General features: G+C 71.1%; 22 protein-coding genes. 7 read left to right on the top strand and 15 right to left on the bottom strand.

The features are described 5' to 3' along the window. Positions 1 to 464: 464 nt before the first annotated feature. The 9 genes from AC06E6_RS10155 to AC06E6_RS10115 all read right to left on the bottom strand — a co-directional run bounded on the left by AC06E6_RS10155 (position 465) and on the right by AC06E6_RS10115 (position 9,011). The gene (locus tag AC06E6_RS10155; RefSeq protein WP_478061206.1) at positions 465 to 1,028 is read right to left on the bottom strand and encodes a fasciclin domain-containing protein; all 564 of its coding nucleotides are present in this window, start codon (positions 1,026 to 1,028) and stop codon (positions 465 to 467) included. Positions 1,029 to 1,167: 139 nt separating this feature from the next. After that, positions 1,168 to 1,842, bottom strand: a complete 675-nt coding sequence (locus AC06E6_RS10150) for a hypothetical protein (protein WP_313232282.1) — start codon at positions 1,840 to 1,842, stop codon at positions 1,168 to 1,170. A 526-nt stretch (positions 1,843 to 2,368) separates the two neighbouring features. After that, positions 2,369 to 3,448 carry an SAM-dependent methyltransferase gene (locus AC06E6_RS10145; protein WP_478061205.1) on the bottom strand — a complete coding sequence of 360 codons (1,080 nt, stop codon included), beginning with the start codon at positions 3,446 to 3,448 and terminating at the stop codon, positions 2,369 to 2,371. 22 nt (positions 3,449 to 3,470) lie between these two features. Beyond that, positions 3,471 to 4,244, bottom strand: a complete 774-nt coding sequence (locus AC06E6_RS10140) for a DUF1295 domain-containing protein (RefSeq protein ID WP_478061204.1) — start codon at positions 4,242 to 4,244, stop codon at positions 3,471 to 3,473. Next, entirely contained in the window at positions 4,241 to 4,774 is a 534-nt protein-coding gene (locus AC06E6_RS10135) for a DUF2878 domain-containing protein (RefSeq protein ID WP_427852547.1), read from the bottom strand. Before AC06E6_RS10135 ends, AC06E6_RS10140 begins: the two co-directional genes overlap by 4 nt. Continuing rightward, positions 4,771 to 6,024, bottom strand: coding sequence for a class I SAM-dependent methyltransferase (locus AC06E6_RS10130; RefSeq protein ID WP_478061203.1), 1,254 nt, complete (start codon positions 6,022 to 6,024; stop codon positions 4,771 to 4,773). The genes AC06E6_RS10135 and AC06E6_RS10130 overlap by 4 nt, the downstream gene beginning before the upstream one ends. Continuing rightward, the gene (locus AC06E6_RS10125; protein ID WP_478061202.1) at positions 6,021 to 6,797 is read right to left on the bottom strand and encodes a DUF1365 domain-containing protein; all 777 of its coding nucleotides are present in this window, start codon (positions 6,795 to 6,797) and stop codon (positions 6,021 to 6,023) included. Before AC06E6_RS10125 ends, AC06E6_RS10130 begins: the two co-directional genes overlap by 4 nt. Further along, a complete protein-coding gene (locus AC06E6_RS10120; RefSeq protein ID WP_478061201.1) occupies positions 6,794 to 8,044 on the bottom strand; it encodes an NAD(P)/FAD-dependent oxidoreductase in 1,251 nt (416 codons plus the stop codon). Before AC06E6_RS10120 ends, AC06E6_RS10125 begins: the two co-directional genes overlap by 4 nt. 1 nt (position 8,045) lies before the next feature. Continuing rightward, entirely contained in the window at positions 8,046 to 9,011 is a 966-nt protein-coding gene (locus tag AC06E6_RS10115) for an acyl-CoA desaturase (protein WP_478061200.1), read from the bottom strand. Between the two features lie 144 nt (positions 9,012 to 9,155). Between AC06E6_RS10115 and AC06E6_RS10110 the strand changes: the two genes are divergently transcribed. Beyond that, positions 9,156 to 9,794 carry a sigma-70 family RNA polymerase sigma factor gene (locus tag AC06E6_RS10110; RefSeq protein ID WP_104937871.1) on the top strand — a complete coding sequence of 213 codons (639 nt, stop codon included), beginning with the start codon at positions 9,156 to 9,158 and terminating at the stop codon, positions 9,792 to 9,794. Beyond that, complete coding sequence (locus tag AC06E6_RS10105; protein WP_104937872.1) at positions 9,791 to 10,459, top strand: ChrR family anti-sigma-E factor; 669 nt, start codon at positions 9,791 to 9,793, stop codon at positions 10,457 to 10,459. The genes AC06E6_RS10110 and AC06E6_RS10105 overlap by 4 nt, the downstream gene beginning before the upstream one ends. A gap of 64 nt (positions 10,460 to 10,523) precedes the next feature. Here AC06E6_RS10105 and folE read toward each other — a convergent pair whose 3' ends face one another. The 4 genes from folE to AC06E6_RS10085 all read right to left on the bottom strand — a co-directional run bounded on the left by folE (position 10,524) and on the right by AC06E6_RS10085 (position 14,204). Then, positions 10,524 to 11,243: a GTP cyclohydrolase I gene (gene folE / locus AC06E6_RS10100; protein WP_104937873.1), complete on the bottom strand. Its 720-nt coding sequence runs from the start codon at positions 11,241 to 11,243 to the stop codon at positions 10,524 to 10,526. A 107-nt stretch (positions 11,244 to 11,350) separates the two neighbouring features. Beyond that, the gene (locus AC06E6_RS10095) at positions 11,351 to 12,880 is read right to left on the bottom strand and encodes a cryptochrome/photolyase family protein (RefSeq protein WP_478061199.1); all 1,530 of its coding nucleotides are present in this window, start codon (positions 12,878 to 12,880) and stop codon (positions 11,351 to 11,353) included. After that, positions 12,877 to 13,629, bottom strand: a complete 753-nt coding sequence (locus AC06E6_RS10090) for a hypothetical protein (RefSeq protein WP_478061198.1) — start codon at positions 13,627 to 13,629, stop codon at positions 12,877 to 12,879. The genes AC06E6_RS10095 and AC06E6_RS10090 overlap by 4 nt, the downstream gene beginning before the upstream one ends. Beyond that, a complete protein-coding gene (locus tag AC06E6_RS10085; RefSeq protein ID WP_478061197.1) occupies positions 13,626 to 14,204 on the bottom strand; it encodes a lipocalin family protein in 579 nt (192 codons plus the stop codon). Before AC06E6_RS10085 ends, AC06E6_RS10090 begins: the two co-directional genes overlap by 4 nt. A 204-nt stretch (positions 14,205 to 14,408) precedes the next feature. Between AC06E6_RS10085 and AC06E6_RS10080 the strand changes: the two genes are divergently transcribed. The 4 genes from AC06E6_RS10080 (at position 14,409) to AC06E6_RS10065 (ending at position 17,349) form a co-directional block, all read left to right on the top strand. Then, positions 14,409 to 14,549, top strand: a complete 141-nt coding sequence (locus tag AC06E6_RS10080; RefSeq protein ID WP_478061196.1) for a DUF2256 domain-containing protein — start codon at positions 14,409 to 14,411, stop codon at positions 14,547 to 14,549. An 11-nt stretch (positions 14,550 to 14,560) separates the two neighbouring features. After that, positions 14,561 to 15,226, top strand: a complete 666-nt coding sequence (locus tag AC06E6_RS10075; protein ID WP_478061195.1) for an SDR family oxidoreductase — start codon at positions 14,561 to 14,563, stop codon at positions 15,224 to 15,226. 78 nt (positions 15,227 to 15,304) lie between these two features. Then, complete coding sequence (locus tag AC06E6_RS10070) at positions 15,305 to 16,069, top strand: EAL domain-containing protein (RefSeq protein ID WP_312347830.1); 765 nt, start codon at positions 15,305 to 15,307, stop codon at positions 16,067 to 16,069. Continuing rightward, positions 16,057 to 17,349 carry a sensor domain-containing diguanylate cyclase gene (locus tag AC06E6_RS10065; RefSeq protein ID WP_478061193.1) on the top strand — a complete coding sequence of 431 codons (1,293 nt, stop codon included), beginning with the start codon at positions 16,057 to 16,059 and terminating at the stop codon, positions 17,347 to 17,349. The genes AC06E6_RS10070 and AC06E6_RS10065 overlap by 13 nt, the downstream gene beginning before the upstream one ends. A 112-nt stretch (positions 17,350 to 17,461) precedes the next feature. Here the strand turns inward: AC06E6_RS10065 and AC06E6_RS10060 are convergent, their stop codons facing one another. Continuing rightward, positions 17,462 to 17,749 carry a hypothetical protein gene (locus AC06E6_RS10060; RefSeq protein WP_104937878.1) on the bottom strand — a complete coding sequence of 96 codons (288 nt, stop codon included), beginning with the start codon at positions 17,747 to 17,749 and terminating at the stop codon, positions 17,462 to 17,464. A 207-nt stretch (positions 17,750 to 17,956) separates the two neighbouring features. Then, complete coding sequence (locus AC06E6_RS10055) at positions 17,957 to 18,202, bottom strand: hypothetical protein (RefSeq protein WP_237723642.1); 246 nt, start codon at positions 18,200 to 18,202, stop codon at positions 17,957 to 17,959. A 711-nt stretch (positions 18,203 to 18,913) separates the two neighbouring features. Here AC06E6_RS10055 and AC06E6_RS10050 point away from each other — a divergent pair. Beyond that, entirely contained in the window at positions 18,914 to 21,547 is a 2,634-nt protein-coding gene (locus tag AC06E6_RS10050; protein WP_478061191.1) for a bifunctional diguanylate cyclase/phosphodiesterase, read from the top strand. Positions 21,548 to 21,549: the final 2 nt, after the last annotated feature.

Genomic DNA, 21,549 nt, shown 5'->3' with positions numbered 1-21,549 from the left:
GGCGGGCGCCAGTGCTGGCGGCGTACGCACAATGCCGCGCACGGGCGGAATGGCGGTGGCGCCGCCCGCGCACTTCATCGGCGGATGGTGGGATGTGCCCGATGCCGCACATGCAGGCATGGGATGCGGTCTGGCGTCACCGTGGTGGCGCGCTGGCGTCTCCCGGTTGGAACGCCGGTGTAACCAGTGTGTGCAAGCCGTCCGTCGCGCGAAGGAATCCAGGCATGCGAGGTGGGTCGATGGGGCGGCAGCGGCGCGGAAGGCGGTGATGGGGCGCTGTACCGTTCGTGTCGGATGCGCGCAATCCGCTGGTGACCAAGCGCACCCGCAAAGGGGGGGGCGGCGCTCGCGGCGTGGGCTCGCCGTGACCGTGGGTACGACGAGAAGCGCGTGCGCATGCCAGGTCGCGCGCGGCGGTCCGCAGCACGGGCCTGCGGATGCCGCAGGCCCGGCCGCACATGGCCTTACTTGGGCATCAGCACGCTGTCGATCACGTGCACCACGCCGTTGGACTGCATGACGTCGGCGGTGGTGACCGCGGACTTGCCGCCCTTGGCGTCGACCACCCACACCTTGCCGTCCTTCAGTTCGACAGTCAGCTCCTCACCCTGCACCGTCTTCAGCGTGCTGTGGCCGCCATGGCTGCGCGCGGCCGCGACCAGCTGGCTGGAGGGGTGGGTGCCGGGCACCACGTGATAGGTCAGGATGCCGGTCAGGGTGGCCTTGTTCTCCGGCTTGAGCAGCGTCTCGACCGTACCCTTGGGCAGCTTGGCGAACGCCTGGTTGGTGGGGGCGAACACGGTGAAGGGGCCCTTGCCGGCGAGCGTTTCCACCAGCCCCGCGGCCTTCAGCGCGGTCACCAGAGTGCTGAGGTCGGTGGCGGCCGACGCATTCTCGACGATAGTCTTCTTCGCATCCATGGCGGCGCCGCCCACCGCGGGATTGCCTGCGGCGAAGGCGGAAGAGGCGGCGGCACTGGCAAGCGCGAGGCCGGCGGCAATGGCAAGACGCTGGATCTGGGTACGCATGGTCATGTCCTCATGGGTATCGCCTCCGCGTGGAGGCAGGGGTGAACGCAGTGTCGGCTGCGGTTTTCGTCGATCAGTGCCGTGCCAGCCACGCCACCGTGGCGGCGTGGCTGGCACGGCGGTCGGAACACGGTGCCGCTCAGAAATCCCAGCGCGCGGCGACGCTCATCGGCACCGAGATGCGCTTGGCATCGTTGTTGATGCCGCCCAGGCCGAGCCCGCCGATGTCGGCGTCGTCGCCACTGAGCTTGTCCACGTAGCGCACGCCGGCCTGCGCGGTGACGCTGAAGGTCTTGCCCACCGGGATGATCACGCCCACGTCGACGCCACCGGAGGCCGACCAGGTCTTCTTGGTGAAGCGCGCATCCGGAATGGAGATGGCCGCGGCCGGAATGTCGAAGGAGGCCTTGATCGCGTCGGTATGCGTCGCGCCGATGCGCGCGGCGACGAACGGACGCACCGCGCCCGGCTCCATGAAGAAGCGGCGGTAGCCGAACTCCGCGCCGTAGCTCTTGTAGGCGCTGAAGCGGCCGTACACCGGCAGCTCGGTGTCCAGTGCCGGCACGAACGCGCCGCCCACCTGCACGCGGCCGGGCGAGGCATGGCTGTAGCGCACCTGGCCGAACACTTCGGCGCGGTCGCTCAGGCCATAACCCATTTCCACGCCATAGGTATCGGCCAGGCCGTAGATGCGGTCATGGCTGCGCGACTGGATGCGCAGCTCGGCATTGACGCCGGCCAGCGCGGGGTTGAGCGGGCCGAGGTCCGGCACCGGCGCGACGGCGCCGCCGTGGACATCGCCACTGGTCGGCATGTCCACGCCACCGAAGGCGGAGAAACTCCACTTTCCGGCTTCGACGCCGGATGCGTGTGCGGTAGCGGATGCAGCCAGACCGGCAGCGAGAACGACAAGGGCAGCAGACTTCATTGGGGCTCTCCAGGCTGAATGGGAAACGCACGGGGTCATGCGTTTTCCAATACGCAGCACGCCCGCGCTTGGATGCATGCCGATCGCGATACCGCCTAGAAAAACCGATGAAAACGACGTTGCGGCGTTGACGCGGCGTACACGCACGCGGGTTCCGCGAACGTGGCAGCGGCTGGCACGATGGCTGCCGCAGGCGCACACCCCTGCGCGCTGCGCTGACCCATGCAAGAGGGATGCGTGCTGTCGGTCCGACGCTGCGCGCCGGGCAACGATGGGTGGCACCGCGCGGCGCGGTGACACGCGGCAAGGGGCCAAGTCCTCGCGTGGCACGCGGGTACGGTGGCAGGTGTCGCGGGCACGCCGTGCGCGCGTGGATGACGTCCGCGCCGGTGGCGTCACCCCTGCAGTAGGCTCAGCGCCGTTCGAACAGGTAGTGCGACACCATCCACTGTTGCCCGCCGGCGTAACCGAACAGTTCGGCGCAGGCCATCCAGAACATCCGCCAGCGCTGGAACCACAGCCCGGCGGCGTCGCCGTAGGCCTGGCGCAGTATCGCCATCACCGCGTCGCGCTGTTCGTCCTGGCGCTGCAGCCAGTGGTTGGCGGTGCGCTGGTAGTGGGTGCCGTCCACCAGCCACTGCTGGGTGATCGACAGCGGGCCCTGGAAGTGCAGCAGCGTGTCGGCGGCCGGCATCAACCCGCCGGTGAAGAAGTGCCGGCCCATCCAGTTGTCGGCACCCTGGGTCTCGAACGGGTACAGCAGGGTGCGGTGCACGAAGATGTGCACGAACAGCCGGCCACCCGGGCGCAGCCAGGTGCCGATGCGGGCGAGCAGGCTGTCGTAGTTGCGCATGTGCTCGAACATTTCGATCGAGACGCAGCGGTCATAGGCCGCGGCGGGCAGCGCCAAGGTGTTCACGTCGCGGGTGAGCACGCGCACGTTGTGCAGGCCGCGTTCGCGGCAGCGTTCTTCGATGAAGGTGCGCTGGCCGTTGGAGTTGGATACGGCGGTGATCCGCGCGTTCGGATAGCGCGCGGCCATCCACAGGGTCAGCGAGCCCCAGCCGCAGCCCAGTTCCAGGATGTCCTGGCCGTCGGCCAGCCCGGCGCGTTCGCCGTACAGCGCCAGCATCGCCTCCTCGGCCTGCTCCAGGGTCTCGTGGCCGGTCGGGTAATAGCAGGATGAATACTTCAGCCGCGGCCCGAGGCAGTGGCCGAAGAAGGCCGGCGGCAGTTCGTAGTGCTGGCGGTTGGCGGCTTCGGTTTCGATCGCCAGCGGGCTGTGGCGCAGCTGTGCCAACCGCTCGCGCTGGCGCAGCGACTGCGCCTCCACGCCGCCGGCCAGCTCGTCGTGCAGGCGCTGGGTGCACAGGCGGCGGATGCCGGCGCGCAGTACGGCGTCCGGTACCCAGCCGCGTTCGGCCAGGCCCAGCAGGCCGGGGGCGGGCACGTCGTGCGGCAACTCATTGCGATCCAGGGCGGTGGTGGTCATGACGCGGTCCTCGGCAATGCGATCAGGATTTGGGAAACCAGGGGAAGAACATCGGCGTGCGCCGCTGGTACGCGCGGTAGTCGTCGCCCCGCGTGCGCAGGGCCTGTTGTTCGGTGAACGGAATGCCGCTGATGAAACGCAGGAACAGGTACATCAGCACCGGTCCGAGCAGGCCCAGCCACGCGTGCGGGGCGCCCACCGCGGCAATGGCCCAGGCGCACCAGTGCAGCCATTCGAAGAAGTAGTTGGGGTGGCGCGAATAGCGCCACAGGCCGCGGTCGCAGGTACGGCCACGGTTGCCCGGATCGGCGCGGAAGCGCGCCAGCTGCGCGTCGGCCAGCGCTTCACCCAGCACCGATACCGCCCACAGCAGCGCGGCGGCACCCAGTTGCAGTGGCGAAGGTTGCGGGTGTGCGACCACCGCCGCCAGCGGCAGCGAGAACAGCACCACCAGCAGGGCCTGGAACAGGAAGAAGCCCAGGAATTTGCGCTGGTCGCCGTCCCAGTGCCGGCGCAGCGCACGGTAACGGCCGTCCTCGGCCTCGCTGCGCACGCGCCGCCACAGGTGCAAGGCCAGGCGCAGGGCCCAGGCCGCGCCGAGCACGCCGACCAGGATGCGTGCCGCCGGGGCGCCGCTGCCGGTCAGCGCCAGCCATGGTGCCGCCCCGGCCAGGCCCAGGGCCCACAGCACATCGACGATGCCGGCATTGTCGTGGCGGCGCTGCCAGTGCCAGCCGCACAGCATCAGCACGCCGGCGAACGCGCCGATCGCCACCAGTTGACTGCCCAGGTTCATGACGTGTGTCCTCGCGGTATGTCACGTTGCAGGCCCCGCGCGGCCAATGCGGCCAGCGCCGGCATCGCCAGCGCCCAGCCGGCGCCGAGTGCCAGCAGCGCGTGCCAGCGGGGTTCGGAGAAGCGCAGCGCATCCCAGCCGCTGGCCGCGCCCAGGTACGCCAGCGGCCCGCCGACGGCGCCGAGCGCGGCGGCCAGCCACGGGCGTCGGTGCAGGTAGCCGAGCAGCGGCACCACCACCAGCGCGAACGCGCACCACAGCGCCAGGATCCACGCCGGCGGACCGGCCCACGGCCAGGCGGCGTAGTCCAGCAGCCCGCTGCCCACCCACACCGATTCGAGCAGCAGGCCGATGCCCAGCGCCGCCAGCAGCAGGCGCAGCTCCAGCGCACGCGCCGGCGAGACCGCCAGCCGCCACACCGCGAACAGCGCGGCCGCCAGCACGCCCGGCCACCACGATCCGCGGCCGGCGCCGATCACCGCCACGAACCAGGTCGCCTGGTAGGCCAGCAGGATCGCCAGCGTGTTCATGCCGGCTCCGCGTCCGCCGGGCGCCAGCCGGGTTTGGCCAGGACCAGGTGGGCCACGCCGATCGAGCGCTCGCGGAAGCCACCTTCGCAATAGGCCAGGTAGAACTCCCACAGGCGGATGAAGCGTTCGTCGAAGCCCTGCGCGCGCACCGCCGGCAACTGCGCCAGGAAGCGCTCGCGCCACGCCTGCAGGGTGCGCGCGTAGGACAGGCCGAAGTCCTCCAGCGCGATCAGCGCCAGGTCGCTGCTGCGGGTCTTGGAGGCCAGCATCGCGCTGATCGAGGGGATGAAGCAGCCGGGGAACACGTGGCGCTTGATGAAATCCACCGACTCCAGCGCCTGCGCATAACGGTGGTCCTCGATGGTGATCGCCTGCACCAGCGCCAGCCCGTCGGGCTTGAGCAGGCGTCCGATCTGGCCGAAGTAGCTGTCCTGGAACTCGGCGCCGACCGCTTCGATCATCTCGATCGAGACCAGCTTGTCGTATTGCCCGCGCAGGTCGCGGTAGTCCGACTGCAACAGGGTGATGCGCCCGCCCAGCCCGGCTTCGGCGATGCGCGCGGCGGCCAGGTCGTGCTGCTCGCGCGAAATGGTGGTGGTGGTGACTCGGCAGCCGTAGTGGCGCGCCGCGTGCAGCGCGAACCCGCCCCAGCCGGTGCCGATCTCCAGCACGTGGTCATCGGGCCCGAGCGCGAGCTTGCGGCAGATCAGGTCCAGCTTGCGCGTGGATGCCGCTTCCAGGGTGTCGTCGGCCCCGCGCCAGCAGGCCGACGAGTACATCAGGTCCGGCGACAGGAACAGCCCGAAGAACGCGTTGCCCAGGTCGTAATGGGCGGCGATGTTGCGGCGGCTGCCTTCGCGCGTATTGCGGCGCAGTGCGTGCAGCGCTTTCATCGCCAGCCCGCCCAGGCGCGCGCTGCCGGTCTCCATGCCGTCGAGCAGGTCGCGGTTGCGCACCAGCAGGCGGATCAGCGCGACCAGGTCGCTGCACTGCCACAGCCCGTCCATGTAGGCCTGGCCGGCGCCGACGCTGCCGTGGGTGGCCAGTGCGCGGTAGAAGCCCGGGTCGTGGATCCGCAGGGTGACCGTGGGGCCCGCGTCGGCCGGGCCGGCCTGCAGCGTGCCCAGCGGGTCCTCGATCCGCAGTTGGCCGTGGGCGAAGCCTGCCAGCCGCCGCAGCAGGTGCCGGCGCAGGAAGCGGTCGAGGGTGCCGAAGCCCGGTGCGGTGCCGCGCTGCACGATGCTGTTCAAGGGGAGTCTCCGGAAACACGGGGGTGGGGATGGAAGGGGGTGCGTCTGAGCCACAGGCGCAGGGCCTGCCAGTAGATCGCGGCAAGTACCTGCGCGGTCATCAGCGGGTAACGCCACAGCACCCGCGCGAGCGAGCGCCCGTCCAGCGGCAGCCGGCGCAGCGACAGGTGGGCGTCGAATTCGCGGCGGTCGCCGTCGGACACGTTCATGCGCACCAGCAGCCGCGACTCCGGCAGGCTGAAGCGCCAGTCGTAGCCGCGCTGCATGCCCATGAACGGGGACACGTGGAAGGTCTTGTCGAACGTCCATGCCGCCAGCCGCCCGGACTGCCGCGCCTGCGCCAGCGGCAGCACGTAGGCATGGCGCTCGCGCCACGGGGTGTTGGTGATCTCGGCCACGATGCTGTGCAGGGTCAGGCCGTCGGCCTGGAAGCAGTAGTAGAAGCTGACCGGGTTGAAGCTCAGCCCGCCGTAGCGCAGGTGGGTGAGCAGCCGTACCGGCCCTTCCGGGCGTTGCCCGGTGGCCGCCTGCACCCGGTCCTTGACCGCCTCCTTGAGTGGCCGCGTGGCCGGGCCGAGGAAGTCGTCGCGGTAGAACGCGGCCAGGTTGCGGCGGCCCACCGACCACAGCCAGCGCCCGGCGAACACCTGGTCCAGTTCGTCCAGGTCCAGGTACAGCTGCGCCAGGCGATAGCTGAAGGCGTGCGCGCGCGGGTGATGGCGGCGATGGTGCACCACGCCCTCGTAGACCGCGCTGTGCAGGAGCGGCTTCATGAGGTGGGCCAGCGCACGCCCAGGCCGGCGGCGACATCCACCGCGCTGCGCATGCCGTCCTCGTGGAAGCCCCAGCCCCAGTAGGCGCCGGCGAACCAGGTCCGGTTCTGCCCCTGGATGACGGCGCGGCGCTGCTGCGCGGCGACCGATTGCGGGGTGTACACCGGGTGCTGGTAGGCGAGGCGCCGCAGTACCCGCGCCGGGTCGACCGCCTCGCTGCGGTTCAGGGTGACCACCAGCGGCTCGGGGGCATCCAGGCCCTGCAGCAGGTTCATGCAGTAGCTGACGGTGCACGGTGCGTCGGCATCGCCCGGGACGAACGCGTTCCAGGCCGCCCATGCCATGCGCCGGCGCGGCAGCAGCGACGCGTCGGTGTGCAGCACCACTTCGTTGGGCTGGTAGCCGATCGCGCCGAGGATCGCCTGTTCGTTGTCGCTGGCGTCGGCCAGCAGCGCCAGCGCCTGGTCGCTGTGGCAGGCCAGCACCACGTGGTCGAACGCCTCGCTGCCGGCGGCGCTGTCCACGCTCACCCGGTCGCCATGGCGGTGTATGGCCCGCACCGGGCACGCCAGCCGCTCCTGCACGGTCCAGCGCGCGCGCAGCGCGTCGACATACCGCGCCGAGCCGCCGCGCACCACCCGCCACTGCGGGCGCCCGCTGACCTGCAGCATCTGGTGGTTGGCCATGAACTGGACCAGGTAGCGTGCCGGGAACTGCAGGATCTGCCGCGGCGGCGAAGACCACAGCGCCGAGGCCATCGGCACCAGGTGCTCGTCGCGGAAGGCCGCGCCGTAGCCGTTGGCCTGCAGCCACTCGCCCAGCCCGGGGCCCGGGCCGTCGCCCTCGAGCAGCGCCGGCGCCTGCCGGTAGAAGCGGAACAGGTCGCGCACCATGCCCAGGAAGCGCGGCGAGAGCAGGTTGCTGCGCTGGCAGAACAGCGCATCCAGCGAGGTGGCGTTGTACTCCAGCCCGCTGCGCCCGTTGTGCACCGAAAAGCTCATGGTGGTGGGCTGGGTCTGCACCTCCAGCGCCTGGAACAGCCGGGTCAGCAGCGGGTAGTGGTCCGGGTTGTGGACGATGAAGCCGGTGTCCACCGCATACGGGCGGCCGCCCACGCTGACGTCGTGGGTGTGGGTGTGCCCGCCCAGGTAGTCGGCGGCCTCGAACAGCACCACCTCGTGCGCCTGCGACAGCAGCCAGGCGCTGGCCAGGCCGGCGATGCCGGAACCGACGACGGCGATGCGCATCTCAGCGCTCCCGCCGTTCCAGCACCCAGGCGGGCACCGGCTTGAGGTCGCGCACCAGGCCCAGCAGGGCGAGCAGGCGCAGGCCGTACCAGGTCAGGTCCACCTCCCACCAGCGAAAGCCCTGGCGGGCGCTGCTGGAGTAGAAATGATGGTTGTTGTGCCAGCCCTCGCCGAAGGTGAGCAGCGCCAGCAGGAAATTGTTGCGGCTGTCGTCGGCGGTCTCGAAGCGGCGGCTGCCGAAGCGGTGCGAGAGTGAGTTGATCGTCACCGTGGCATGGAACAGCACGACGGTGGAGATGAAGAACCCCCACACCAGCAACTGCGCGCCGCTGGTGTCCAGCTCCGGCCACAGGTGCTGCAGCAGCGCGCCGGTGGCGTACAGGGCGATGGCCATGGCCACGGGCACCGCCACGTCGTAGCGGTCCAGCCAGCGCAGTTCCGGGTAGCGGGCCAGGTCCGGCACCCGGCTCAGGTCGGTGGCGAACGCGCGCGGGGTCATGAACCAGCCCATGTGGCTGCGCCAGAAGCCGTGCCGCGGCGAGTGCAGGTCCTGCGCCTGGTCGGCATGGCGGTGGTGGTGGCGGTGGTGGGCGGCCCACCACAACGGGCCGCGCTGCACGCTGGCCGCGCCGATCAGCGCGAACACGAACTGCAGCCCGCGCGAGGTGCGGAAGCTGCGGTGCGAGAAGTAGCGGTGGTAGAAGCCGGTGATCGCGAACATCCGCACCACGTACAGCACCCCGGCCACCAGCAATGCCACCGGCGAGACCCCGACCCAGATCACCCCGGCGCAGCCCAGGTGCAGCAGCACGAACGGCAGCACCCGCAGCCAGTCGACGCGGTCGGCATCGGCATCGTTGGCCGGCGCCGCGGCGGCGCTGTCGAACCACAGGCGCAGGCTGCGCAGGACACGGGCGGGCGCCGGGGAGGCGGGCGGGGCAGGGGGAGGAGCTGGGTGCAGGGGCATTGCCGGTGGTCCGCGGGGTACGCCTTTCTATACGGTATTGCCGCGCCGTTGGATGCAGGCGCCGTGGGCGCCGGCCTGCATCCAAACCGGGGCCGTCCGCGTACAAGCAGGCAGATGCCCGCACCGCCTGCCAACTGCCCTACCATGTGCCCGGACGCCCACCCTGGAGACCTGTCGCCCTTCGAGGCGGCCAGAGTCATGTCGATCGCCGAAACAAGCCTGGGCAGTGCCGGGTACTGGTCCGCGCAGATGCAGGCCGTCGCCCTGCAGCGCGACCAGCGCTGCTTCATGCGCATCTACGATCACTTCGCGCCGCGCGTGCGGCTGTACCTGCGCGGGCTCGGTGCACCGGAGGTGGTGGCCGAGGAGCTGGCGCAGGAAGCCCTGCTGCGGCTGTGGCAGCGTGCCGACAGCTACGATCCGGCGCGCAGTACGCTGTCGACCTGGCTGTTCCGGGTCGCGCGCAACCTGCACATCGACCGGCTGCGCCGCGAGACCCACTGGACCGCGGTGGAGATCCAGGACGATGACGGCCTGGAGTTCTGCCAGGAGACCGAGGATCCGGATTTTTCCTCGGCCGAAAGCTATGCGGCGCATGCCGACCTCAACGAGCGCATCGAACGCCTGTCCGCCATCCAAGCACGCCTGATCCGCATGTCCTACTTCGAAGCCAAGTCGCACCAGCAGATTTCCGACGAGCTGGGCATGCCGCTGGGAACGGTCAAGTCGTACATCCGCCGCGCCTTCCAGCAGCTGCAGTCCAGCGTGAAGGGGGCCGCATGAGCCCGCGCCATCACCTGGATCCGGCCACCCTGGTCAGCCACGCCGCCGGCGCCCTGTCCGCGGCCATGGCGGCGGTGGCGGCGACCCACCTGGAGGGATGCGCGCACTGCCGGCGGCAGCTGGCCGCGGCTGAGCACGTCGGCGGCGCGCTGCTGCTGCAGCAGCAGCCGGCCGTGGCCTCGGCGCGCGAGGCGCAGCTGCGCGGCGACATCCTGGCCCGGTTGCAGCAGCCGCTGCCGGCGGCCGCGGCCGAACCGGCCCCGGCGCCGATGCACCGGCCGGCCGAGCTGCTGCCGCGGGCGCTGCATCCCTACTTCGGGCGTACCTGGAAGGCGCTGCGCTGGCGTTGGGTCGCCCCCGGCGTGCACCTGGTGCGTGCCGCGGCGGGCAGTGGCGACACCCTGGTCATGCTCAAGATCGCGCCGGGCAAGAGCATCCCCCTGCACAGCCACCACGGCAGCGAGCTGACGCAGATCCTGCAGGGCGCGTACGACGACGAGCTGGGCCATTTCGGCCCGGGCGACATGGCCGACCTGGACAGCGACATCGAGCACCGGCCGATCACCTCGCCGGGGGTGCCATGCGTCTGCGTGGCGGCGCTGGACGGCCCGCTGCAGTTCCGTGGCTGGCTGGCGCGCAAGATGCAGCCGATGGTCGGCCTGTAGCCGGGCACACCCGGACACCGGTGCCGGGCCATTGCCGGCCCGGCAGCGCGCCACCATGGCCGGCTCAGCCGCGGTGGCGCAATGACAGGAATTCGCGGCGCAGCGCCGGGTCGCTAAGGAACTTGCCGCGCATCACGCTGTTGGTCATCTTCGAGCCGTCGTCCTTCACCCCGCGCCAGTGCATGCAGTAGTGGTCGGCTTCCATCACCACGGCCAGGCCGTCGGGCCGGAGCCGCTGCTCGAGCAGCTGCGCGATCTGGCTCACCGCCTCCTCCTGGATCTGCGGCCGGCTCATGATCCACTCGACCAGCCGCGCATACTTGGACAGGCCGATCAGATTGGAGTTGGCGTCGGGCAGCACTCCGATCCAGACCTGGCCGATGATCGGGCACAGGTGGTGCGAGCAGGCGCTGCGCACCCGCAGCGGGCCGACGATCATCAGTTCGTTCAGGCGCTCGGCATTGGGGAATTCGGTCACCGCCGGCGCTGGCTGGTAGCGGCCGGCGAACAGCTCGCGGACGAACATCTTCGCCAGCCGGCGGCCGGTGTCGCGGGTGTTGTGGTCGTTGTCGGTATCGATCACCAGCGCGCGCAGCAGCTCCTGCGCGCGGGCGGCAACCTCGTCCTCGATCGCGGCCAGCTCGCCGGCATGCAGGTGCCCGGCGATGTTGTCGTTGGCATGGAAGCGCTGGCCCGCGCGCAGCAGGCGCTGGCGGACGCGCTCGGACACCGGCAGCGGCAGCAGGGTGTCGAGCAGGGTGGGGTCGTTCGGTGGCTGGGACATGGGAGAGCGCTCGGTAGCGGGGCGGGGGAGGCCCGGTCCGGCGGACGCCGCAGGGCCGGGGCATGATCGTGCTTACGCGGGCATCGGCGCGTTGGATGTGCGCAGGGTCACAGCGCGTCCAGCCGCGCCCGCAGCTGCGCGGCCTGCTGGGCCAGGGCCTGGCGCTCGCCGGCCGGCATCCGCGCCAGCTGCCGGTAGGGCAGGGCCAGGCGCGGGTTGTGCGCCAGCCGCGGCGCATGCCGGTCGAGGAAGTCCCAGTACAGCGCATTGAACGGGCAGGCGCGGGCGCCGGTGCGCAGGTCGCGCCGGTAGCGGCACTGGCCGCAGTGGTCGCCCATCCGGTGCAGATAGGCGGCCGCCGATACATACGGCTTGGTGGCCAGCAGCCCGCCGTCGGCGAACTGGCTCATGCCCAGGGTGTTGGGCAGCTCAACCCACTCGAAGGCATCGATGTAGATGCCCAGGTACCAGCGGTGCAGGGCCTGCGGGTCGAGCCCGGCGAGCAGCGCGAAGTTGCCGATCACCATCAGCCGCTGGATATGGTGGGCATGGGCGTGGGCCAGCGATTGCCCGATCGCCCCGCGCACGCAGGCCATGTGGGTGTCGCCGGTCCAGAACCAGGCCGGCAGTGGCAGGTCATGGCCGAAGGCATTGCACTGGTCATAGCCAGGCATCCGCGCCCAGTACACCCCGCGCACGTACTCGCGCCAGCCCAGGATCTGGCGGATGAAGCCCTCCACCGCGGCCAGCGGCGCGCGGCCATCGTGGGCGGCGGCCTCGGCGCGGGCGATGACCTCGGCCGGGTCGAGCATCTTCACGTTCAGCGCGAACGACAGCAGCGAGTGGAACAGCCGCGGCGCCCGCGCGCTGATCGCGTCCTGGTAGTCGCCGAAATGCGCCAGCCCGTGGTCGAGGAAGGCCTGCAGCTGCTGCAGGGCTTCGGCGCGGTCCAGTGGCCAGCGCAGCGCATGCGCCTGCGGATCGCCGAAGCTGGCGACGCTGGCGGACTGGATGCACTGCCAGAGCGCGCGCAGGTCATGCCGCGGGCGGGTATCCGGCGGCTCCGGGGGATCGCCGCGCCACGGCTTGCGGTTGTCCGCATCGAAGTTCCAGCGCCCGCCCAGGGGCCGGCCGTCGGGTTCGAGCAGGACATGGTGGCGGCGGCGCATGTGGCGGTAGAACGGCTCCATGGTCCAGCGCCCGCGGCTGCCGAAGAAGCGGGCCGCCTCCTCGCGCCCGGCCAGGAAGTGGTGGCTGTCCACGCAGCGCACCGGGATCGCCTGCCGCGCCGCGTACCGGCGCAGCTGCGCGTCCAGCCGCCATTCGTCGGGCGCCTGGTATTCCAGCGCGGTGGCGGCGTGCTGCGCCAGCAGCCGGTCCAGGTTGTCCACCAGTGACGGGCGGTTGCCGGCATCGTCGATCGCCAGGTAGTCGACCCGGTGGCCGGCCGCGCGCAGGTGCGCGGCGAAGCGCCGCATCGCCGCGAAGATCGCCAAGATCTTCTGTGCGTGGTGCAGTACGTAGTCGGTTTCCTGGCGGACTTCCATCATCACGTACAGCACGTCCGCATCGGTGTGGTCGAACCACGGGTGCCGCGGATCGAGCTGGTCGCCCAGCAGCAGCCGCACGCAGGTCACGGCGGGTCCGGCGGCAGCGCCGGGGACAGCGCGTATTTCAAGGCCACCGCGACCAGCAGCACCGCCAGTGCCAGCGCGACCAGCGCCGCCACGGTGGCGCCGGCAAGCGGTGACTGGATCTGGCGCACATAGACGCCCAGCAGCCCCCACACCGCCGGCAGGGCGTACCACGGGTTGCCGCGCAGGATGGCCAGCATGCCGAGCAGCAGCATCGCCGCCAGGCCGAACAGGGGCAGCGTCCACGGCAGCATGTGATCGACTGGCAGCAGTTCGAACGCCACCACCACCTGGGCGACATTGAGGAACACCGCCAGCGACACCCAGCCGGCGTGCAGCGACAGCGGCAGCCATTGCCACCACGGCTGGCGCGCGTGGCGGCGGGTATGCGAAGCCAGCCACGCGGCCGCCAACAGGCAGCCCAGGCTCAGCCAGATCACCGCCAGCGCCAGCCAGAACCACTGCCGCGTGAACACCACCATCCACAGCGAGGTCAGGGCGAAGCCGGCGGCGGTGAACCAGCGGATGCGGCGCAGCCGCCAGCTGTCCTCGCCGGTAACCAGCTGGCCGATGCCGAACACCACGTCCAGCGCGAAGATCGGGCCCCAGATCGCGAACGCGTAGCCGGCGGCGACGATCAGGGTCGGGTAGCGCGCGGAGATCTCGCCGTTGGTCGGGCCGAACAGGCCGCTGTTGGACAGCCACCCGACCAGCGGCATCGACAGCGCCAGCAGCAGTACCGCCCATTTCATCGGCATGCTCCATCGAAGGTGTCCTTGTCCTGGCCGGCTTCAGGCCAGCGCTGGGGAACCCGCTCGATCCGCGTGGTGTCGTAGCCCAGCGCCGCCGCGCGCTGCAGCATGGCCTGGTAGTCGGCGTCGGGCACGCTGGGGGTGCGCGCCATGTACCACAGGTAGTCGCGGGCATCGCGCACCACCATGACCTGGCTGTAGTCCGGCGCCAGCCAGCCGATCAGGTACTGCGCCTTGAACAGCCCGAAGAAGCGCACCTTCCATTCGGCATTGCCGGTGCCGGGCTGCACCAGCCCGGTGGATGCCAGCAGCCTCACCGGCGCCTGGAACCCGCCGGGGCGGTAGCGGTACCAGGTACACACCTGGCCCTTGCTGTCCAGGCGGTAGGTTTCCACCGGGTTGTGGTTGCCGCGCTCCAGGCGGGTGGGAATGATCCCGATCACGTACCAGCGGCCCATGAAGCGTGGCAGGTCCACCGAGCTCACCGGCGTGATCGGAGGGTGCTTGGCCTGGGCGCAGCCGCTGAGCAGGGTGGCCATCAGCAGCGGCAGCAGGAAGGGCCGGGCAAGGCGCATGGCGTGCATCCGTGATCGGGGAGATGCCGGGGTTTACGCAGCAACGGCCGCCATGGATGCATCCAAGTGCCCATCGCCTGCGTACAAGCCGGTGACTGCACAGCCGCTCCGGGCCACCGCCATGTCCACCCGTCGCACCGTCATTGCCCCCGCGCTCGCCCCCGCATCGCCGGCTCCGCGGGCCCTGTGGACGGGGATGCACTGATGCCGCGCATGCGCGCGAAGGCCGAGCTGCCGCAGCGCATCTGCGCGGCCTGCGGGCGTGCATTCGCGTGGCGCCGCAAGTGGGCGCGCGACTGGGAAAGCGTGCGCTACTGTTCGCGGCGTTGCCGTGGACGCAACTGAGGAACGACGTCATGGGCAAGCGCATTCTGCTGGTGGGCGCCACCGGCCTGGTCGGCCAGGGCGTGCTGCGCGTGCTGCTGGGCTCGGACCAGGTGGAGGCGGTGAGCGTGCTGGTCCGGCGCCCGCTGGCCTCGCCCGATCCGCGCGTGCAGGTGCTGCTGGCGCCGGAGTTCTCCGCCGGGGCGCTGGCCGCGGTCGACCTGCGCGACCACGACGCCTGCCTGTACTGCGCCGGCCCGATGCCGCTGGGCCTGTCGGAGGCGGCGTACCGCGAGGCGACCGTGGCGACGCTGGAACGGGTGCTGGCGGCGTACGCCGGCGCCAACCCCGGTGGCTTCGTGGCGTACATCTCCGGCATGGGGGCCGATGCCGGCAGCGCGCTGATGCCGCTGCGGGTCAAGGGTGAAGCCGAGCAGGTGCTGGCGCGGAGCGGGCTGGCCCACACCAGCGTGCGCCCCGGCGTGGTCCGCCCGGTGCAAGGCACGGTGTCGCCGCACCGGCTGCGCCGCGGCCTGTACGCGCTGGGCGACCCGCTGCTGGCGCTGTTGGCCGGCGCCTGCCCAAGGGTGTTCACCACCACCGAGGCGATCGGTCGCTGCCTGCTGCGGCTGGTGATCGCCCCCGGGCCGCGGCCGGCAGTCGTCGAGAACGCCGATATCGCCGCCCATGCCGGTTGACCGCCAGCGCGGGTGGCTGGCCCGGGTTGCGTGGCAGCCGCTATCCTTCGCCGACCCACGGCGCAAAGAACCCACCGCATGAACTCCACCGACAAGCGCGCCGGCTGCGCCCAGTGCGTCGACGCGCAGCCGCTGGATTTCGAGTTCAGCTATGCGTTCCAGCCGATCGTCGATGTGCGCGCGCGCCGCATATTCGCGCATGAAGGCCTGGTGCGCGGCACCGCCGGCGAGCCGGCCGCTTCGGTGTTGTCGCGGATCACCGCGTCCAACCGCTATGCGTTCGACCAGGCCTGCCGCGACAAGGTGATCCAGACCGCGTCGCGGCTGCAGATGGGTTCGTACCTGTCGATCAACTTCCTGCCCAACGCCATCTACCGGCCCGAGCTGTGCATCCGCTCCACGCTGCGCGCGGCGCGGCGCTACGGCTTCCCGGTCGAGCAGATCATTTTCGAGACCGTGGAGGGCGAGCAGGTCAGCGATGGCAGCTGGCTGGCCGAGATCCTGAGCGAGTACAAGCGGATCGGCTTCAAGACCGCGATCGACGACTTCGGCGCCGGTTTCGCCGGGCTCACCCTGCTGGCCGACTTCCAGCCGGACATCGTGAAGCTGGACATGGCCCTGATCCGCGCGATCGACCAGAGCCCGCCGCGGCGCGCGATCGTCGCCGGCGTGGTCGCGATGTGCCGGGAGCTGGGCATCGAGGTGATCGCCGAAGGCATCGAGACCGCGGACGAGGCGCGCTGCCTGGCCGATCTCGGCATCGGCTTGATGCAGGGCTACTGGTTCGGGCGCCCGCAGTTCGAGCGCATCGCGCATGAGGCGGACATACCGTGGGTCGCCTGAGTGATGACGGGCAGGCGCTGGACCTGCTTGGCGCCGCCAGTCCCGCGGTGCTTGCCCATGCCGTCGACCAGAGCACCAGCGCGGTGCTCATCACCGATGCCGGGCTGGAGGGCGGCGGCCCGCTGATCGTCTACGCCAACCCGGCGTTCTGCCGCATGAGCGGCTACCGGCCGGAGCAGCTGCTCGGCCGCAGCCCGCGCCTGTTGCAGGGTCCACTCACCGACCGGGCGCTGATGGCCTCGCTGCGCCGGCACCTGCAGCAGGGGCTGCCGTTCGCCGGCAGCACGGTCAACTATGCCGCCGACGGCCGTGCCTACACGGTGGAGTGGAGCATTTCCCCGGTGCGCGACGCCAGCGGTGCGATCGCGTATTTCGTGTCGGTGCAGAACGACATCAGCGCGCGGATTGCCGCCGAGCAGGAACGCCGGCTGCTGCTGCAGGCGCTGGATGCCGCGATCGACCCGATCCTGATCACCGGGCGCGACACCGGCGTCGTGTTCGTCAACGAAGCCTTTGCCCGGCTCACCGGCTATGCGCCGGAGGAAATCCTCGGGCAGTCGGCGCGGATGCTGTACCCGTCGCACCAGGACCCGTTGTTCTACCGCAACCTGCGGGTCTGCCTGCGCGAGGGAAAGCCGTTCCGCGCCACCTTCACCTACCGCCACAAGAGCGGCCGCCAGATCCACGTCGAGCAGAGCATTGCCCCGGTCGGCGACGGCCGTGGTCGGATATCGCATTACATCAGCACCGGCAAGGACGTCAGCGAACGCGTCGAGCGCGAGTGCCGGCTGATGGAGATGGCGACCATCGACTCGCTGACCGGGCTGTTGAACCGGCATGCCGGTGCCGAACAGCTCTACGGGCTGGTCGCGCAGGCGCAGGCGTCGGCCCGGCCGCTGAGCGTGATCATGGCCGACATCGACCATTTCAAGGCCATCAACGACGTGCACGGGCACAAGGCCGGCGACGACGCGCTGGTGTGCGTGGGCCGGGTGCTGAAATCCTGCGTGCGCGCCGACGACCGCGCCATCCGCTGGGGCGGCGAGGAGTTCCTGGTCATCCTGCCCGGCGTCACCCTGGCGCAGGCCATGGAGCTGGCCGGGCGCCTGCGCCAGCAGGTCAACACGACTCGGGTCAATGAGCTGGACCTGTTCTCGCTGTCGATCTCGGCCGGCGTCGCCGAGATGGCCACCGGCGAGAGCGCATCGGAACTGCTGCGGCGCGCGGATCTGGCGATGTACCGCGCCAAGCGCCAGGGCCGCAACGCCGTCAGGTGCTGAGCGCGCGGCAGCGCACCCAGGCCGGCACCGGGCATGGGCCGGCCCGGGCGGTTGCCGCGGCCATGCGCTCGCTGCGCGGCCCGGAGACGGTCGCGCGGCGGCGCCGCGCCGCTCAGTGCGCCGGATGCCCCGGCGCGCCGGGATCGCGTGCCAGCTGGGTGAGCATGCGCATGTGCTGCTTGGCCCACCGCGCGCCCCAGCGCATGCCGGCGCTGGCCGAGCGCACGGCGATGATCGGCAACGGGCGCGACGGCTCGTGCAGGTAGACCTCCACGATCCAGCCGAGGTTGCGCCGGCAGATTTCCAGCACCTTGACCCCGCCCAGGCACAGGCGTTTGCGATCGGGTTCCTCGACCCAGTGGAACGGCGGGGGAAGGCGGCTCGGGACGGCTTTGACCATGGCGGGTTCCTCCTGTGGCTGCGCGGTACCCCGGCCGGGGGCAGTGCCGGCCGCCTGCCAAGGGCGCACCGGCTGCCGCCGACCCTGCCGCCGTCCGGACGCCGCGCGGGCCATCGCGGGTGGCGGCCGGTACCGCGGCATCAGGGTAGCGGGGGCCGCCGTTACCCCGGTGTCGATGCGCGCGCGGGCGATTTCACGCCGCAGCCGTCAGCTGACCACCAGCACCCAGGTCGCATTCGAACCGCTGAACCGGTAGCGCAGGCCCTCATGGTCGATCTGCCGGGCCAGGTTGCCCTGCGCATCGACCAGCACATGCAGGTCGACAAGGACGCCCGTGCCGGCGTTGGGGGCATGGCACAGCAGTGTCTCCAGGGGCACGCGCTCGGTCGCCAGCACGGTGACCGCGCGGCGCTCCGCCCCGGGTCCCTGCAGGAACATGTTCACATCTTTCAAGGGCACTCTCCTGCGGGGCGACGGGCCCCGGGTCATGGTGGCGTTGCCCCGTCGCGGCCGGGCAGGGCCGCGACGGGGCAACGGCGTGGGTGGGCCGTCGCGCGGGCGCGCGACGACGGTCCCGGCTCCCGCAGGCGGGAACAGGGTTTGCATCGGGTCTGTCTGGAGGCCCGCCCCGTGCGGCGCCATGCATCTGCGGATGGCCGGAAGTGCGCACGGCGGGGGCCGGAACCGGCGGCAGATGCAGGGCCCGGCGCGTGCCTGTGTGCGGCAGGGCGCCGGGTGCGGGGAGGCGTTGTCCGGTGTTGAGATATACCCGGATTGGCGTTAAGAGAAAGGGACGACACGGCGGGTGCGCCGGCAACGGGAGCGGGCATGGTGGTCAAGGCGGGTGGGGCCGGCACGGACAGGTGCGCTGACGGCCGCGTGGCCCGGACGGCGCGTAGAATCGCCCGGGTGGTACAGGATCCTGCCGGTGGCATTGACGCTCGGCGGTACGGCGGGAAGGCCGTTCGTGGTGCGTTGCCGGGCCGGTTGCTGGCGCCGGCGAACTGGGGTTCGGGCCGGGCAGGGGCGGTGATATGGACGATGGCGGGGCGATGACAGTCCACGGCGGCACGCTGGCCAGCGGCCGCCGGTGCAGCGCACTGGCGGTGCCTGCAAGGGCTGCCCATGCACAATGACGCCCCGCTACCCGCAGCTGACGGCGGGATGCCGCGCTCCCTGTTCGCCACGCCGCTGTGGGCACTGCTGGTGCTGGTCACCGGCCTGGCGCTGACGGCGCGGGTGGCGCTTGGCGAATGGCGCGGCGAGCGCGAGCGGGTGCAGTCGCTGCAGCGCTCGCTGGCCGATGCCGCGCCCGCGCGCCTGCGTGAACCGCTGGCCGGCGCCGCGCTGGGGTTGCGGGCGATGCAGACCGTGCTGCTGGCGGGCACCGCGCAGCTGGACCAGGGCACCTTCGACAGCTACCAGCGCAACCTGCGTTCGCAGGAGTGGATCCACGGCTACGTGCTGATCGCCTTCGCGCAGCGCCAGGTGGACGCCGCTGGCCAGGCCACCTACCGCTACCAGTACGTCGCGCCGCTGGAAGGCAACGAGGTGCTGGTCGGTTTCGATGTCGCCCGGCAACCGGAGAACATGGAGGCGCTGCGGCGTGCGCGCGACGCCGATGCGGCCGCCCTGTCCGCGCCGTTCCCGCTGCTGCAGTTCCGCGGCCAGCGGGCGGCGGGCGACATGGGCATCACCGTGCGCCTGCCCGCGTACACCCCGGGCGCGATGCCGGCCACGGTCGCGGAACGGCGTGCGCGCGAGCTGGGCGCGCTGGCGGTCAGCGTGCGCCTGGAGCCGATGGTCCGCCAGGCGCTGTATGGCCGCATCCTCGACCACATGGACGTGGAGATCCGCGACCTGGGCGCATTGCCGGCGCATGCACGGGTGTTCGCCAGCGCGCCGTTGCCGGCCGACCCGGCGGCGCTGCAGGTGCGGCGCATGGAATTCGGCGGGCGTACGTGGGAACTGCGGCTGTGGCCGCGCGTACCGATGGGCGAGTGGGCGCAGCTGCGGTTGATCGTGATCGGCGGCAGTTCGATCAGCCTGCTGCTGGCCCTGTTCCTGTGGTCGCAGGCAAGCGTGCACCGCCGCGCGCTCGAGCTGGCGCGGCGGATGAGCGCGCGCTTCGGCGAAAGCGAGGCACGGTTCCAGGCCCTCAACGAGATGCTGCCGGCGCTGGTGCTGGTGGCCGACGCGCGCGACGGGCGCATCACCTACGCCAACCGCGCGGCCAGGGCCCAGCTCGGCGCCGTCGCCGGCGCGCCGCTGGAAAGCCTGTTCGCCGATGCCGTGCACGGTCGCGAGGCCGTCGCCGCGACCCGCGCGCACGGCGCATGGAGCAGCCAGGAGGCATTCGTGGTGCGCGGCGCCGATGCCGCGCTGTGGGTGAATGCCTCGCTCGCCATGCTGGAGATCGACCACGTGCCGCACCTGCTGATGGTGGCCGGCGATACCAGCGCGCAGCGCGAGATGACCGAGCGCCTGCGCTACCAGGCCGCGCATGACGAGCTCACCGGGCTGTGCAACCGCCGCGAGTTCGAGCGCTGCCTGCGCCAGGCGCTGCTCGACCGCGACGCCGCCGGCGAGGGGGCGTTCGCGCTGATGTACATCGACCTGGACCAGTTCAAGCTGATCAACGACCTGTCCGGGCATAGCGCCGGCGACCAGTTGCTGGTGCAGCTGGCGCAGGCGATGCGGCGCCATGTCCGCGATGGCGACCTGCTGGCGCGGCTGGGTGGCGACGAGTTCGGGCTGCTGGCGTCCGGCGTGGACCAGGCCCAGGCCGACCTGCTGGCCGAGCAGGTGCGCGCGTGCATCGAGCGTTCGACGTTCTGCTGGCTGGGACGCAGCTACACGGTGAGCGCGAGCATCGGGCTGGTGCTGGTCGACCAGCCCGGATGCACCCTCAAGGACCTGCTGGCCTGGGCCGACACGGCCTGTTACCAGGCCAAGGAAGACGGCCGCAACCGGGTGCGGGTGTACCGCGACGACGCCGACGCCACCCGGCGCATGGGCGAGATGGAATGGGCCAGCCAGCTGCGCCGGGCGCTGGAGCAGGACCGCCTGCTGCTGGACTACCAGGAGATCGTGCCGTTGTCGCCCGGCGCCGAACCGGTCACCCGCGTGGAGCTGCTGCTGCGCATGCGCGCCGACGACGGCAGCGTGATCGCGCCGGGCGTGTTCATGGTGGCGGCGGAGCGCTATGGCCTGATGCCGGCGGTGGACCGCTGGGTGATCCGCACCGCGCTGGCCAATTTCAATGCCCTGCATCCCTGCGGCGAGCGCCTGCAGAGCTGCGCCATCAACCTCTCCGGCGCCAGCCTCGAGGACGAGGGGCTGGCCGATTTCATCCTCGATGCGATCGCCCGCAATGGCGTGCCGCCGCAGCGGCTGTGCCTGGAAATCACCGAAACCGTGGCGGTGCGCGACCTGCTGCGCGTGGTGCGGGTGATCGAGCGCCTGCGCGCGGCCGGCTGCCGCATTGCGCTGGACGACTTCGGCGCCGGCATGGCCTCGTTCGGCTACCTGAAGAATCTGCCGGTGGACGTGATCAAGATCGACGGCAGTTTCGTGCGCGACCTCGGCCGCGACCCGATGAGCCGGACCATCGTCGATGCCGTCACCCGCATCGGCCACCAGCGCGGGGCCCGGGTGGTGGCCGAGTGGGTGGACGACCTGGACACCCTGGACCTGCTGCGCGCGCTGGGCGTGGACAGCGCGCAGGGTTTCGCCCTGCACCGCCCGGAGCGGGTGCTGTTCCAGCGCGACAACACCGGGCAGCCGCCGCTGCCATGACG

It is taken from the genome of Stenotrophomonas sp. Steno-Z10-HUANG, from assembly GCF_056393075.1.
The sequence above is the reverse complement of the archived record's forward strand: the minus strand, read 5'-3'. Positions and strand labels throughout refer to the sequence as shown.

What these genes read in the sequence shown, in the direction of transcription:
- AC06E6_RS10080 (WP_478061196.1), top strand. Translation starts at nt 14,409, where the DNA reads ATGCCGCGCATGCGCGCGAAGGCCGAGCTGCCGCAGCGCATCTGCGCG.
- AC06E6_RS10060 (WP_104937878.1), bottom strand. Translation starts at nt 17,749, where the DNA reads ATGGTCAAAGCCGTCCCGAGCCGCCTTCCCCCGCCGTTCCACTGGGTC.
- AC06E6_RS10125 (WP_478061202.1), bottom strand. Translation starts at nt 6,797, where the DNA reads ATGAAGCCGCTCCTGCACAGCGCGGTCTACGAGGGCGTGGTGCACCAT.
- AC06E6_RS10110 (WP_104937871.1), top strand. Translation starts at nt 9,156, where the DNA reads ATGTGCCCGGACGCCCACCCTGGAGACCTGTCGCCCTTCGAGGCGGCC.
- AC06E6_RS10135 (WP_427852547.1), bottom strand. Translation starts at nt 4,774, where the DNA reads ATGAACACGCTGGCGATCCTGCTGGCCTACCAGGCGACCTGGTTCGTG.
- AC06E6_RS10075 (WP_478061195.1), top strand. Translation starts at nt 14,561, where the DNA reads ATGGGCAAGCGCATTCTGCTGGTGGGCGCCACCGGCCTGGTCGGCCAG.
- AC06E6_RS10120 (WP_478061201.1), bottom strand. Translation starts at nt 8,044, where the DNA reads ATGCGCATCGCCGTCGTCGGTTCCGGCATCGCCGGCCTGGCCAGCGCC.
- AC06E6_RS10115 (WP_478061200.1), bottom strand. Translation starts at nt 9,011, where the DNA reads ATGCCCCTGCACCCAGCTCCTCCCCCTGCCCCGCCCGCCTCCCCGGCG.
- AC06E6_RS10070 (WP_312347830.1), top strand. Translation starts at nt 15,305, where the DNA reads ATGAACTCCACCGACAAGCGCGCCGGCTGCGCCCAGTGCGTCGACGCG.
- AC06E6_RS10085 (WP_478061197.1), bottom strand. Translation starts at nt 14,204, where the DNA reads ATGCGCCTTGCCCGGCCCTTCCTGCTGCCGCTGCTGATGGCCACCCTG.
- folE (WP_104937873.1), bottom strand. Translation starts at nt 11,243, where the DNA reads ATGTCCCAGCCACCGAACGACCCCACCCTGCTCGACACCCTGCTGCCG.
- AC06E6_RS10155 (WP_478061206.1), bottom strand. Translation starts at nt 1,028, where the DNA reads ATGCGTACCCAGATCCAGCGTCTTGCCATTGCCGCCGGCCTCGCGCTT.
- AC06E6_RS10140 (WP_478061204.1), bottom strand. Translation starts at nt 4,244, where the DNA reads ATGAACCTGGGCAGTCAACTGGTGGCGATCGGCGCGTTCGCCGGCGTG.
- AC06E6_RS10145 (WP_478061205.1), bottom strand. Translation starts at nt 3,448, where the DNA reads ATGACCACCACCGCCCTGGATCGCAATGAGTTGCCGCACGACGTGCCC.
- AC06E6_RS10150 (WP_313232282.1), bottom strand. Translation starts at nt 1,842, where the DNA reads ATGCCGACCAGTGGCGATGTCCACGGCGGCGCCGTCGCGCCGGTGCCG.
- AC06E6_RS10105 (WP_104937872.1), top strand. Translation starts at nt 9,791, where the DNA reads ATGAGCCCGCGCCATCACCTGGATCCGGCCACCCTGGTCAGCCACGCC.
- AC06E6_RS10050 (WP_478061191.1), top strand. Translation starts at nt 18,914, where the DNA reads ATGCCGCGCTCCCTGTTCGCCACGCCGCTGTGGGCACTGCTGGTGCTG.
- AC06E6_RS10090 (WP_478061198.1), bottom strand. Translation starts at nt 13,629, where the DNA reads ATGAAATGGGCGGTACTGCTGCTGGCGCTGTCGATGCCGCTGGTCGGG.